We start from the raw sequence: 13237 nt of genomic DNA, 5'->3' as shown, positions 1-13237 counted from the left end.
CGGCAGATCCGTCCCTTGACCCGCGTGGATGGCCCCTCAACTCGCCTGGAAGCCGGTCCGGTTCAGTGCGTGGCGAGGGCGCGGAGAATCTCGTCGTCGGAGAGCCGGCGCTCGCCGACGTAGTACAGGACGGCACCGTCGGGCAGCTGCGTGTCCCAGCCCGGGTTGATGATGGTCCCCTCGTGCTGCACGGCGAGCACGGTGGTCGTGAAGCTGCGCCCCAGTGCTTCCTGGATCCGACCGAAGTTCACCTGCGCCAGCGCCTCGGGCAGCCGCGTGCTGTAGGTGTTCCGGCCGCCGTGACTCATGAGGTCGGCATAAACGGAGGCAATGCCGGGATCCTCCAACTCCTCGGTTGCCAGGCGGGGAGAGTGCCACTGCACGCAGCGCACGTTGGCGTCGACGTAGGAGAAGTTGCGGGCGCGGCCCATGTCGCGCAGGGTCACGACCGTGTGGGCCGTGGGATTCACATGCGTGACGGCCACGGTGAGGGCGAGTGCCTCGTTGTCGTCGCGGGCGTCGATGAGCACGCGCGCGGCCCGGTGCACCCCGGCCCGCCGCAGCACGCTTTCCTCGGCAAGATCACCGCGGACGAAACCCACGTGGGCCTGCTCGGGCATCGGATTGCCCGCAACGTCCTCCCCGGCACACAGGGCCACCGGTCGGGCATGGTCGGCGGTGATCTCCTGGATCAACCGTTCGGTGCGTCCGGGGGTGTAGCCCACGATCACCAGGTGATCCGACATCTCCAGCTCGCGGGTGCCCTTCATGCGTTGTCCCTTTGCATTCTCGATCGCCGTGGCGATCCTGGTGAACAAGGTGGTCAGCGTGACGATGCCGCCGATGATGACGTAGATCCCGACGAGGCGGCCGCCGACCGTGGTCGGGAAGAAATCGCCGTATCCGACCGTGGCGGCGGTGACGAGGAACCACCACCAGTAACTCTCCGCCGACGTGATCGCGTTGCTGGACGGCTCCGCCCAGATCATGAGGGGCCAACTGGTGAGGAACACCGCGAGGATGATGACCGCCGGCAGGACCCACAGCCGCGCACGCCCGAGCTGCCGGATCAGACGGAACAGTACAAATGGCACGCCTGCGTCCCCCTCGTTTCGTGGCCGGTACCGCTTGACACTACCCTTCGGCGGGCAGGACCGCGTGCAGCCGGCTACCCGGCGGTGACTATCTCGGTCTCGACGGCCCGGACGGCCCGTGAATAGGCGCCGATCGCCGCGGCAGCCTCCGCTGTGCTGATGGACGCAATCGGTGCGTGGCCGGTGGAGGTCATGAGAGTCCCTTCAGGATGCTTGACGCTTCGTCGATGGCGGCATCGGTTGTGGTGGCGTGCACCGATAGGCGGATGCGCCCGGGCGCGTGCAGGGTGGTGGTGATGCCGGCCTGGGCAAGCTTCCCGTGCACCCGCTCGGCCGGGGCGCCCGTCGCGACGACGATTCCCGCCCGCCGGCCGGGCTCCGCGGGCGAGCCCACGGCCACGCCAAGGCTGTGCAGGCTGTCGAGGAGCCGGGTGGCCCGGTCGGCGATCCGCTGCTCCAGGGCGGGCACGCCCACCGTCTCAAGGAGCTCGAGTCCGCTGGCCAGGCCGCCGGAGGCGAAGGGGGAGCCGTTGGTGATCGAGAAACGCCGTGCGCCGTCGGCCGGCGGATGCTCCCGGCCGTCGTACCGCGTCGGCGCCTCGACGCCCGTCCAACCGCCGAGGGTGTTCCCGAGGCGGTCCAGGCCGCGCTCCGAGAGGGCGAGGAACCCGCAGCCCCATCCGGCGCGCAGCCATTTTTGCCCGCCGACGACCAGGGCATCGGCCGCCGTCCACGGCAGATCGGCGGCCCCGAAGCCCTGGATGCCGTCGACGATCAGCAGTCGGTCGCCGATGACGTCGCGGATCGCGGGAAGATCGACCCGGAATCCGGTGCGGAAATCCACAGCGCTCACGGCGACGGCCGTGACGGCGTCGGTCAGATGCGCCCGGATCAGCTCGGGCGTCACCGCGGGCAAGTCGGCCTCCACGCCGGACCCGGCGCCCATGAGCCGCACCGTGATCCGGCCGGTGTCCTGCGCACGCCACCAAGGGTAGAGGTTCGCCGGGAATTCCGCGGCTGCCACGAGCACCTGGCCCCCGGCCAGGCCGAAGGCCAGCTGGAACAACCCGTGGGAGGTGCTGGGCACCAGGTCGATGGCGTGCTCGGCGAAGCCGCTCAGCCGGGAGGCGGCGGCGATCGCGCGCCGATCCACTGAATGCAGCTGCGTCGTGGAGTCCGCTCCGGCCGCAGCCAGTTCCAGCAGGCGCCCGGCCTCGCCCACGACCCGCCGCGACGGGGGGCCGTAGCTGGCGAAGTTGAGGTATCCGGGATCTTCGCGGAACTGCGCCAGGTACCCGTCCATCGCCGGCCGGGTGCCCGTGCCGGCCGTCCCGGGGTCGGCGTCCGTTCCGTTCACGCGAGGACCCGTTGGAGGAACTGCCGGGTCCGCGGTTCCCGCGGCGCTTCGAGCACCTGGGCGACCGGACCTTGCTCCACGATTGCGCCGTCCGCCATGAACACCACGCGGTCGGCGACCTGGCGGGCGAACGCTATTTCGTGGGTGACCACGAGCATCGTCATTCCATCGCGGGCCAGGTCGGCCATCACCTCAAGCACCTCGCCGACGAGTTCGGGGTCCAGGGCGGACGTGGGCTCGTCGAAGAGGAGGAAGAGGGGCTTCATCGCGACGGCGCGCGCAATGGCGACCCTCTGCCGTTGCCCGCCCGAGAGCTGGCCCGGGTACTGGTCGATCTTGTCGCCCAGGCCGACGCGCTCGAGGATGGCCGCCGCCTCGGCGCGCACCTCCCGTGCCTTGCGCCGCTGGACCTGCACCGGCCCTTCCAGGACGTTCTCGAGAACGGTGAGGTGGGGAAAGAGGTTGAAGTGCTGGAAGACCATCGCGGTGCGGGCCCGCTGGGCGGCGACACGGCGCTCGGTGAGCTCGTACAGCTTGCCGCCCCGGAGCTCAAAGCCCATTGGCTGTCCACCGACCCAGACCTCACCGCTGTCGGGTACCTCAAGACGGTTCAAGGTGCGCAGGAAGGTCGACTTACCGGCCCCGGAGGGTCCGATGATGCAGACGACCTCGCCGGGATGCACCTCCAGGGAGACATTCCTCAGGACGTGGTTGCTGCCGTAGTACTTGTCGATGGCGACGGCTTCCAGGACCGGTGCCGGGGTGGTGGTCCGCAGTGCCTGGGTCATGGTGTGCTCCGGATCAGTGGTGCGCGGCCGAGCTCGGCGGCCACGCGGCGGCGAAGGGATGCTGCTTTGGGTGGGCCCCCGGGGCGTCGGTCCTGGCGGTCGAATCCCCGCTCGAGGTAGTACTGGCCGACGCTCGCGACGCTGACGACGACCATGTACCAGATCGCCGCGGCGATGAGGGTTTCCATCACCTGGAGGTTGAAGGAGGAGATGTTGTTCGCGGCCTTGATGAGCTCCATGTATCCAATGACGGAGGCAAGGGCCGTGCCCTTGAGCATGTTGATGAAGTCATTGCCCGTTGGGGGAATGATCACCCGCATGGCCTGCGGCAGGATGATGCGGGTCATCCGCTGCGCGGGGGTCTCGCCGATCGACTGCGCCGCCTCGATCTGTCCACGGTCGACGCTCTTCAGCCCCGCGCGCACGATCTCGGCCATGTAGGCGCTCTCGTTCAGGGCCAGGCCGAGGAAGGCCGCCACGAAGGTGGTCATGACCGCGTTGGTGCTGAGGTCGACGAAGACGACGTCGGTGAACGGGATGCCCAGCTGCAGGCGCGGGAAAATCAGCGCGAGGTTGTACCAAAGCAGAATCTGCAGCAGCACGGGAAGGCCGCGGAACAGCCAGGTGTAACCCGCGGCGAAGGCGCTCGCCACAGGGTTCTGCGAGATGCGCATCAGGGCGATGAAGACGCCGATGACGATGGCGGAGACCTGGGCGACGACCGCCAGGATGAGGGTGTTGACCAGTCCCTCCAGGATCACCGGAGAAACGAGGTAGGAGGGAATGGCCGCGTAGTCGATATCGCCCTGCGATGCCCCGATCACGAGCAGGGTGAGCAGTGCCAGGACAATGGCGGCGCTGATCCACCGGCCGGTGTGCTTCAGGTGCACCTGCGGAAGGGGAGAGCGGACGGCCTGCCTCTCCCCCTCGGTGTTGGTGGTGCTCATGCCCCGCCGTTGACCGCTGCGGCGTCGACGGCGCCGTCGGTGACACCCCAGGAGTCGAGGATCTCACCGTAGGTGCCGTCGGCGATCAGGGCATCGAGGGCACCGGCGATGGCGTCGCGCAGTTCTGGATTGTCCTTATTGACGCCGATGCCGTACGGCGCGCCGTCGATCACGTCGCCCGGCACGACCTCGAAGGCCTCGCCGTTCTTGGTCGTCTTGGATACATAGACGGCGGTGGGGAGGTCGTTCACGATCGCGTCGATCCGCCCGGTGCGCAGTTGGGTCTGGTTCTGGCTGTCGCTGTCGGTCACCACGATCTCGACGGCCTCCTCGCCCGCGCCCGTGCACTCGTCGCTGGTGCGCTGGGCGAACTCCTGCTGGCTGGTTCCCGTGACGACGGCGATCGCCTTGCCGCAGAGCGTATCGGGCCCGGTGATGCCGGCGGGGTTGCCCTTCTGCACCATGAGCGTGATCCCCGAGGTCAGGTAGTCGACAAAGTCGATTGCCTCCTGGCGCTCCGCGGAGTCGTTCATGGCGGCAATGGTCGTCTCCACCCGGCCGGTCTGCAGGCTCGTGATGAGCGCCTGGAATTCGAGGTTCTCGTACTTGACGTCCAGGCCCAGCTTCTTCGCCACGGCCGTGATGAGGTCGTGGTCGTTGCCGATGACTGTGGTGCCGTCCGCGGCATAGAAGTTGTTCGGGGGCGACTGGACGTAGGAACCGACAGTCAGCGTGCCGTCGTCGGAGATGGCGGCAGGCACCATGGCGGCGAGCGAGTCATCGACCTTCACGCCCTCGAGGAGGGCGGAGTTATCGGGAATGATCGAGCCCTGCGCCGCGCCGGAGGCATCGGACTTGGGCTCGGACGCCGCGCCGGGGCCGGAGCAACCGGCCAGAAGTGCAGCGAGGGCGAGCGTGCCGGCAGCGGTGCCAAGCAGGGCGCGGGACGGGGTTCTTTTCATGGGGGGTGTTCCCTTCAGAGCATCATTGGTCAGTGCACCGGAGCCGGGTTCCGGAGCGGGTGATAGAACGTTATCGTCATGATAGACATTTGTTACCACGATTGATCCCGGAACGTCGCAGAATCTCAGATGGTGGACTGGGACGATGTCCTCGTACGATTTGCCCACCGGATGGAGAGCGAACGGATGACTGCCATGACCACCACGGGCGCCACCCTGGTCGACCCGGGTCGCGTGCTGCGCCCGGAGTTCGGCCCCTTCCTCGGAATCATGGACTTCCTCGGTGCACTTCTCGGGCCCCGCAGTGAGATCGTGCTGCACGACACCAGCGACCTGTCCCGATCGGTCGTCGCCCTGACCAACGGCCATGTCAGCGGAAGAACCGTCGGCGCCCCTGCGACCGATCTCGTCCTGAAGGTGCTGCGCAACCATGAAGGCCACGACGCCGACTACCTCGCGAACTACCTCTCCGAGTCGGCGGCGGGCCGCCACTTCCGATCCTCGACCTTCTTCATCCGGGATCCCGACCGGTCCGTCATCGGCATGCTCTGCATCAACATCGACGACACGGCCCTGGTGGCGGCCCGCGATGCGCTTGCGGCGAGCACGGCGACCGTCGACATCACGAAGGATGCCGGACCGGCCGACGCCGGGGAGGCGCGGGGCAGCCGCCTCCCGGCGGGATCCCCGGTCCAACGGGTCATGGAGCGGCTCAGCACCAGCGTGGACGACCTCACCCTCGACAGCATCAGCCGCATTGTGGCCGCGCAGAACGTGTCCCCGCTGCGGATGACGGCCGAGGAGAAAATCGCCGTGGTGGGCGACCTCGACCGGGCGGGCGTGTTCCTCCTGAAGGGCGCCGTCGCCCGCGCTGCCGTGGTGCTCGAGGTGTCGGAACCGACCATCTACCGGTACCTCCGCACGGTGAGGCAGGGCACTGAACACTGAGCCGGGCAACGAGGCCTGGTCCTCCTACGCCTCACCCCGGCCCGCCCTGCGCCGCTTCCTGATTTCCTGCCATGGAGCGGGCGAGCAGTTCGGGCACGTGCCGCCCTTCACCCGCAGGAGCCTGCCCCTCCGCGGCCTCGTGTACATCTCCGAGGGCCGTGGAACCTACACCGAGCACGCTCCGCGCAGGATCGAACTGCCTGTCGAAGCTCCGGCGGTCATCTGGCTCGCCCCGGGGGTCGACCACGGGTACGGCCCCGACCGGGGTGGGTGGACCGAGCACTGGATCCTGTTCGCCGGGCAGCCCTTCGCCGCGTTCGAAGAGCTCGGACTGGGCAGCCGGCACCGGCCGGTGCTCCCGCTGTCCCAGCCCCTCGAAACCCACGCCCTCTTCGGTGAGCTCCGTCAATCACTGAAGACTGTCGGCGCGAGGTCCGAAATCGCGGCCTCGCTCGCCACCCAGCAGTTCCTGCTCGCGGTCCTGCACGCCCACGGCGACGCGGATGGCACGGCGGAGCGACCCTCCCTGGCCGACCTCCTCGCCCGGGACGCCACCCGTCCGATGTCGGTGCCGGAGCGGGCCCGAAAGCTTGGGGTCCCGGTCCGGGAACTCGGCGACGCCGTGAAGGCCGCCACCGGGCTTACCCTCAACGAGTTCGTGATCGAGGTGCGGATCGCGAAGGCCCAGGCACTGCTGGCGGAAACCCGGCTCGATGTCGGCAGGATCGCCGGCAGTGTCGGTTACGGCGACGCCGCCTACTTCTCGCGGATTTTCTCGCGGCGCGTGGGGCTGTCCCCGACGGCGTTCCGCCGGCAGCAATCGAGGAACAGTCCCGGATAAAACTCCAAACCCCTCGGAAGGAACTCGAAAATCCAAGGATTCGGCGAAAAAGTCTATGGAGGAAAATCCAGCTGCCGTCGATTCTGGATCTATGTTCACCTCAAACGGATACGCCCTCGACGATGCACCGGCACGACTTGGGTGGATCGAACCGGTACCGGATGCGATCCGCAGCGACAAGGATGCGCTGTGGGCCAGGCTCCGGCGCGACGGGTATCTGTACCTGCCGCAGCAGCTCGATCCAAGCCTGGTCAACAGCTTCCGCGAGTACTACTTCGCCATGCTGTCCGACACGGGCCTCATCGAGCGCGGAACCAGCCCCGCCGCCGGAATCGGAGCGGCAGGGGAGCTGGATCGGGCCAGGATCCGCGACGTGCTCTTCAACGGCATCGTGCCCGGGCCGCGGTACGAGGCCCTGACGACACACCCGGATATCAAGGGCTGGTTCGAGTGGTTCCTTGGCGATGACGTCCACCTCCACAAGCGCAGGATCATCCGTCACATCCGCCCGGGGGAGTCGGGCATCGGGACCGCGACGCAGGCCCACTACGACCTGGTGTACCTGCGCGAGGGCAGCGAGCGGGTCCTTTCGATGTGGATCCCGCTGGGGGACTGCCCGGCCGAACAGGGCGGTCTGACCTACCTCGAGGGCAGCCATCACTGGGCGATGGCCGACGAGCGCGACCGGGGAAACCGGCCACCGGCCGCCTCCATCACCGCGGACCTGCCGGGCCTCGCCGACAAACATGATGCCCGTTGGCTGATGGCCAATTACCGGGCCGGTGACGTCATGGTCCACTCCTCCTACGTGGTGCATGCCAGCACCGACAACGTGGACCCGCAGAACCGGGTTCGGCTGTCCACCGACATCCGCTATCAGCGTGCCTCGGAGCCGATCGACTGGCGCTGGCAGGAGCACTGGAACGAGGACGACGGACTGTGAGCGCGCTCGCTGGATCAGCCGGGGACAACGCCGTCGTTGCGCCGATCCCCGCGGCCGGGCCCTGGGACGCGGAGACGCCGTCCGCCGCGGTCGATGTCGAGCTCGGCGGACGGCGGTACCGCTGGACCGAATACACGACCCATCCAGTGCCGACGCGGGCGTGGTCGCACCACGGCGTCGTCGTCGGACCGAACGGTGAGGACTTTTTTGTCGCCTCTCCGGACGGACGGGCCCTTGTCCACCTGGACGGCGGAACCGCCCGGCGTTTGGAGGATCTCGACGTCACCGAATGCCACGGGATGAGCGTGGACGCGTTCGATTCCACCTACTCCATTTGGATTGCCGACAACGGACACAAGTACGGATACCGCGACCGTGGCAATGACCTCGAGACCGACCGCCCCGGCCGGGTCATCCGCGCGGACTCATCGGGGCGGGTTCTCCAAACCCTGGATTCCGGCCAGTTGCCCGACGGGGCGAAGGAATGGCGGCCCACCGGAGTGACGAGCGAACCCCGGGACCAGGGCGGCCGGATCTGGGTCGCCGACGGGTACGGTCAGAGCTTTGTGCACTGCTTCTCCCGGGAAGGCGACCTGCTCTGGAGTTCGGACGGGGCCGGCAGCGGAACGGTCTTCAATTCTCCGCACGGAATACTTCTCGACACCCGACCGGCTGTTCCGGAACTGCTCGTGGCCGACCGGGGTAACCGGCGGATCGTGGTGCTCGGCACGGACGGAACGTTCCTGCGGACGTTCGGCGCGGGCCGCTTAACGAGCCCGTCCGGCTTCGCCCTCGACGGCGAACTGCTGTGGGTCACCGAACTGTTCGGCGCGATCGTCGCCTTTGACCGTTCCGACAATCCCGCCGCGGTGCTGGGCTCCGCGCTCGAATCGACGGAGGAGGGCTGGCCCAACGTCCTGGACGGCGACGTGATGGACCGCCCACCGTTCAAAGCCGGTATATTCCGCAGCCCTCATGGAATTGCGGTCAATGCTGCAGGCAGCATCGCCGTGTCGGAGTGGGTGATCGGTGGGCGGCTGATCATGCTCACGCCTGCCTAGGGGCTGATCACCCGGTTGCGGCCGGCGAGCAGGCCCGTACCGGCGAGTACCGCCATGACGGCCGCAGTGGTGAGCAGCGGAAGTGTCCAGCCTCCGCTCATATCGCGGAGGCCCCCAAACAGCACCGGACCCGCGGCGGCCAGTCCGTAGCCGACGGACTGCGCCATGCCGGACAGGGAGGCCGCCTGCGGGTAGTTCACGCTGCGGAGGCTGAACAGCGACAGGGCGATGACGATCGAACTTCCGCACCCCACCGCCCCCAGCAGGACCCACAGCAGGATGAGGTCCGGCGCGAGGGCCAGCCCGAGGAAGGTCAGGAGCATGAACGCGCTGGTCGTGAAGGAGATGAGCCGTTGATCCCGCCCGCGGTGCAGGATCCCTCCGGTGGCGAGGCTGGCGAAGACGCTGACCAGCAGGAAAACGGAGAGGTGGATCCCCGCGGTGGTGGCGGAGATCCCCCAACTCTGTTCGATGGTGGGCAGCCAGGCGGTCAGGACGTAGAAGGCGATCGACTGCAGTCCCATGAAGATCGTCACCTGCCAGCCCAGGGCCGAAGCCCAGGGTGACCGGTAGGGGGTCCGCACCGTCGTCGCGTGCGCGGGGTCGGACGAGTGCCGGCGCAGCCAGGGCAGGAGCACCGCCAGGGCGATGAGGGCCAGCCCCACCCAGATGCCGAGGGCGAGCCGCCATCCCGCGGGGGACGTTTGCGCCACCGGAACGACGACGGCGGCCCCTAGGGCGGCGAAGGCGGCCTGGGTGGCGGTGTAGCTTCCGGTGATCTGGCTGACCCGCCCAGGGAAGTCACGCTTGACGAGGGAAGGCACGAGGACGTTGAGGAACGCGATGGCCAGGCCGATCAGGGCGGTGCCGGCCCAGATAAAGCCGGGCACGGGCAGGGAACGGGACACGATGCCCACGGCGAGGATCAGCAGGGACATCCACAGCGCCCGGTCCAGACCCAGACGGGAGGCGAAGCCGGGCGCCAGGGGGGAGAAGACGGCGAAGGCGATCAGCGGAAGTCCCGTAAGGAATCCCGCTGCGGCACTCGACAGCTGAAGGTCGGCGCTGATGTTCGCGAGTACGGGTCCCACGCTGACGAAGGAGATCCGAAGGTTCACTGCGATGAGCAGAACCCCGATAAAGGCGAGGCCGAACCTGGCGGTGCGGTTCGGCGCGTGCCGGGCGGTAGTGGGCATCGTGCGGTCTTCCATCCTTTGGAAAATGAGCGCTCGCGGCGCAATCCACTTCCACCCTAGTCAGGACGAGCGTGGCGCAGCCACTCCACTACGTGCGGTGGCGAGGGACCAGGTGCGAGCGGCCCTGCACGTCCCCGGACAAGGCACACCCCCCCTTACTGCTCCAGCTTCATGGCCTTCCGCAGGGACAGGGCTCCGGGCTGCATCACCGCACGGCGGTAGATCTTCTCGCCGAGGTGGATGAGCGCCGCCGCGGCCGCCAGCGCGATCACCAGTGACAGGATCGGCTCCCACAGGGCCACCTCGGTGTTGAGCATGCGGATGGGCATGGCGACGGATGACACGACGGGCACATAGGAGGCAACGACCAGCAGCTGCCCGGTGGCGAACAGGCCGGCGCCCAGCGCCGCGAGGATCAGCGCCAGCACCGGCGCGGAGCTGTTGTTCAGGTCCTCCGGCCGGCTGGCCAGTGATCCAAGCACCGCCCACATCGCCGCGAGGATCAGGAAGCCGAAGAGGAAGAACACGAGGAACCAGCCGGAGGCCGGAATGATGCCACCCACGAGGTCGGAGGTGCCAGTGAGGTTGAGGGCTAGGAGCGCGGCTCCGCCGTACATCGCCAGCTGCACCATGGCGAGGATGGTGTTGCCCAGGACCTTCCCGTACAGCAGTTGCCGGATGGGGATGGCGGTGGCGAGGATTTCGACCACCCGGTTCTGCTTTTCCTCCACGACCGAGTTCGCGATCTGCAGGCCGAAGATGATTGCCGCCATGTAGAACAGGAAGCCGAAAGCGAACCCCGCTACGGAGGCGACGGCCTGGTTCTCGGTGCTGCCCTCAAGCAGGGATTGTTCGAGCTCCGACCCGGCGAGCAGTTCCTGGGCGGAGATTCCGGTGGCGGCGGCGTTGGTGCTCAGGGCGAAGCTCTCCAGCGCGGCACCGAGCCCACCGCTCAGCCCCGGGGAAAGCTCCTCCTTGCCGGTCAGCGTCCAAAGACGATCCTCGTTCTGCAGGAGCGCGGCGTCGACGTCCCCGCTGCGCACCTGGTCCAGGGCGGCGTCGTCGGACCCGACAACCACCGCCTCGAAGGCGGTGTTGCCGTCGTCGGCCCTGCCTTCCTCGTCCGCGAGCGCCACCACGGACCGGCCGGCGTTCGAGGCGACGGCGACGGAGAAGTCGTCGCCGCGGTTGTCCATGTAGGCGTTGAACACCACGCCCGCGACGATCAGGACCAGGGTCACCAGGGTGGAGATCGCGAAACCGCGGTCCTTCGTCTTCACCATCACCTCGCGCAGCGTGACGATCAGCCAGGCCGGCTGGGTGCCGCCCGGGACGGAGGGCGGAGCACCTTCGGGCTGGTGCCCGGCGTGCTGGAGTTTCGTGATGGTACTCATTGGGATACCCCCCGGTAGATTTCGCTGAGACTTGGCCGGACCCGGCTGAATTCGTGCACGCGGCCGCGTGCCATGGCGGCGGTGAGGAGCCGCTGCGCGTCGTCGTCGTTGTCCAGTTCCACGACGGCGTCCTGGCCCGCGACGTCGATGACGGTGACCCCTGCTTCCTCCCGCACCCACCCGGCGTCGGGCGATACCGTGAGCCGGTGGCGGCGTGGGGCGGCGGCACGGAGTTCATCGCCGCTGCCGGAGGTCACCAGCCGGCCCTTCCGCAGGATCACGAGGTTGTCGCACAGGCGGTCCACGAGGTCGAGCTGGTGGCTGGAGAACAGGACCGGCACCCCCTGGGCCGTGTGCTCGCGGAGTAGCTCCACCATGGAGTCAACGGCGACGGGATCGAGTCCGGAGAAGGGTTCATCGAGGATCAGCACCGACGGCCGGTGCAGGAGTGAGGCTGCGATCTGGACCCGCTGCTGGTTGCCCAGTGACAGCGACTCCAGCTTGTCCTTCCGGCGGTCACCGAGCTGGAAGCGTTCGAGCAGTTCCTGGGCGCGGGATCGTGCATCCCCCTGGCTCATCCGGTGCAGTTGTCCGAGGTAGATGAGCTGATCGATGATGGGCTGCTTGGGGTAGAGGCCGCGTTCCTCGGGCATGTACCCGAACGTTGCCCGGTCGTCGGCGGTGACGGGGCGGCCGTCGAGCAGGACCTCCCCGGCGTGCGCCGTGAGTACTCCCATGATCATCCGCATGGTCGTTGTCTTTCCTGCGCCGTTCGCTCCGACGAACCCGGTCATCTTCCCTGAGGGGACCGAGAAGGTGACGTCGTCGACGGCGGTGTGCTCGCCGAAGCGTCGGGTCAGGTTCTGCACCTGCAGCATGGGTTCCTCCGTTGGGCCGTGGGATGGCGTCCTTCACTCAATCTATAGAGACCGGCCCCGGGAGGGATGAGCCGAAAGGTGGAACTTTCATTCACCCGGACGGATGAGCCCGCTCTCGTAGGCGAAGACCACTGCCTGCACGCGGTCGCGCACCTGGATCTTCGCCAAAAGGGACGAGACATGGGATTTCACTGTCGCCTCGGCAAGGGACAGCTTGGTGGCCAGCTCCGCGTTGCTCAGGCCCGCCGCCATGCACGTCAGGACTTCCTTCTCGCGCTGGGTCAGGGGAGCGAGCAGGGCCTGTTTCTGCCGCTGTTCCGGACTGGGCTGCCGTTGCGCCGGTGGAGAGTTCCGGCCGCCGAGCTGGCTGGCGAACTGTTGAATGACCCGCACCGTGACCTCGGGTGCGAGCAGTGCGTATCCGCCCGCAACCGCCCTCACCGCTGCGACGAGGTCTTCGGGGTCGGCGTTTTTCAGCAGGAAGCCGCTCGCTCCGCCCCTGATGGCATCGAAAAGGTAATCGTCGCGTTCGAAGGTGGTGAGGATGATGACCTTCCCCCGCCCCTCCGCCGTGACCAGTTCGGTGGCCCGGATGCCGTCCATCACCGGCATCTGCACATCCATGAGGATGACGTCGACGTCCCGGGAGGCCGCGAAGTCCACCGCCTCCTGCCCGTTGGTCACCTGGCCCACCACCTCGATGCCGTCCTCGACGGAGAGCATCGTGGCGAAACCCGCGCGGACCAGGCGCTGGTCGTCGGCAAGCAGTACTCGAATTGGATCCATTGCGTTCTTTCCGGTGTTGGAGGTCGGCGGTGGGGTGGCTGT

13 protein-coding genes and 1 pseudogene are annotated in these 13237 nt (G+C 67.8%); 4 read left to right on the top strand and 10 right to left on the bottom strand.

All coding sequences use genetic code 11. The features are described from left to right. Positions 1-62 precede the first annotated feature (62 nt). From ACX80W_RS06640 to ACX80W_RS06615, 6 genes and pseudogenes are all read right to left on the bottom strand, one after another. A complete protein-coding gene (locus tag ACX80W_RS06640) occupies positions 63-746 on the bottom strand; it encodes an NAD-binding protein (RefSeq protein ID WP_459281832.1) in 684 nt (227 codons plus the stop codon). A gap of 39 nt (positions 747-785) precedes the next feature. Next, positions 786-1097: pseudogene (locus tag ACX80W_RS06635) on the bottom strand (ion channel); the annotation flags it as partial. Between the two features lie 187 nt (positions 1098-1284). Beyond that, a complete protein-coding gene (locus ACX80W_RS06630) occupies positions 1285-2451 on the bottom strand; it encodes an aminotransferase class V-fold PLP-dependent enzyme (protein WP_459281585.1) in 1167 nt (388 codons plus the stop codon). Further along, the gene (locus ACX80W_RS06625) at positions 2448-3239 is read right to left on the bottom strand and encodes an amino acid ABC transporter ATP-binding protein (RefSeq protein ID WP_459281583.1); all 792 of its coding nucleotides are present in this window, start codon (positions 3237-3239) and stop codon (positions 2448-2450) included. The genes ACX80W_RS06630 and ACX80W_RS06625 overlap by 4 nt, the downstream gene beginning before the upstream one ends. Continuing rightward, the gene (locus tag ACX80W_RS06620) at positions 3236-4186 is read right to left on the bottom strand and encodes an amino acid ABC transporter permease (RefSeq protein WP_459281581.1); all 951 of its coding nucleotides are present in this window, start codon (positions 4184-4186) and stop codon (positions 3236-3238) included. Before ACX80W_RS06620 ends, ACX80W_RS06625 begins: the two co-directional genes overlap by 4 nt. Further along, complete coding sequence (locus ACX80W_RS06615) at positions 4183-5148, bottom strand: ABC transporter substrate-binding protein (RefSeq protein WP_459281579.1); 966 nt, start codon at positions 5146-5148, stop codon at positions 4183-4185. Before ACX80W_RS06615 ends, ACX80W_RS06620 begins: the two co-directional genes overlap by 4 nt. A gap of 186 nt (positions 5149-5334) precedes the next feature. Here ACX80W_RS06615 and ACX80W_RS06610 point away from each other — a divergent pair, with 186 nt between their 5' ends. From ACX80W_RS06610 to ACX80W_RS06595, 4 genes are all read left to right on the top strand, one after another. After that, on the top strand, positions 5335-6096 hold the full coding sequence (locus ACX80W_RS06610; protein WP_459281577.1) for a helix-turn-helix transcriptional regulator: 762 nt from the start codon (positions 5335-5337) through the stop codon (positions 6094-6096). A gap of 97 nt (positions 6097-6193) precedes the next feature. Beyond that, positions 6194-6937, top strand: coding sequence for a helix-turn-helix domain-containing protein (locus tag ACX80W_RS06605; protein ID WP_459281576.1), 744 nt, complete (start codon positions 6194-6196; stop codon positions 6935-6937). Between the two features lie 91 nt (positions 6938-7028). Next, positions 7029-7880, top strand: a complete 852-nt coding sequence (locus ACX80W_RS06600) for a phytanoyl-CoA dioxygenase family protein (protein ID WP_459281574.1) — start codon at positions 7029-7031, stop codon at positions 7878-7880. Then, the gene (locus tag ACX80W_RS06595; protein ID WP_459281572.1) at positions 7877-8941 is read left to right on the top strand and encodes an NHL repeat-containing protein; all 1065 of its coding nucleotides are present in this window, start codon (positions 7877-7879) and stop codon (positions 8939-8941) included. The genes ACX80W_RS06600 and ACX80W_RS06595 overlap by 4 nt, the downstream gene beginning before the upstream one ends. Here ACX80W_RS06595 and ACX80W_RS06590 read toward each other — a convergent pair. The 4 genes from ACX80W_RS06590 to ACX80W_RS06575 form a co-directional block, all read right to left on the bottom strand. Continuing rightward, on the bottom strand, positions 8938-10137 hold the full coding sequence (locus tag ACX80W_RS06590) for an MFS transporter (protein ID WP_459281570.1): 1200 nt from the start codon (positions 10135-10137) through the stop codon (positions 8938-8940). The two genes, ACX80W_RS06595 and ACX80W_RS06590, sit on opposite strands and share 4 nt — an antisense overlap. Positions 10138-10292: 155 nt before the next feature. Then, complete coding sequence (locus ACX80W_RS06585) at positions 10293-11531, bottom strand: ABC transporter permease (protein ID WP_459281568.1); 1239 nt, start codon at positions 11529-11531, stop codon at positions 10293-10295. Next, complete coding sequence (locus ACX80W_RS06580; protein ID WP_459281566.1) at positions 11528-12409, bottom strand: ABC transporter ATP-binding protein; 882 nt, start codon at positions 12407-12409, stop codon at positions 11528-11530. The genes ACX80W_RS06585 and ACX80W_RS06580 overlap by 4 nt, the downstream gene beginning before the upstream one ends. Positions 12410-12496: 87 nt before the next feature. Then, positions 12497-13195 carry a response regulator gene (locus ACX80W_RS06575; RefSeq protein ID WP_459281564.1) on the bottom strand — a complete coding sequence of 233 codons (699 nt, stop codon included), beginning with the start codon at positions 13193-13195 and terminating at the stop codon, positions 12497-12499. Between the last annotated feature and the right edge of the window lie 42 nt (positions 13196-13237).

The sequence above is a fragment of the Arthrobacter melezitosi genome, from assembly GCF_054511055.1.
Note: the sequence above shows the minus strand (reverse complement) of the source record. Positions and strands in the feature narration are given on the sequence as shown.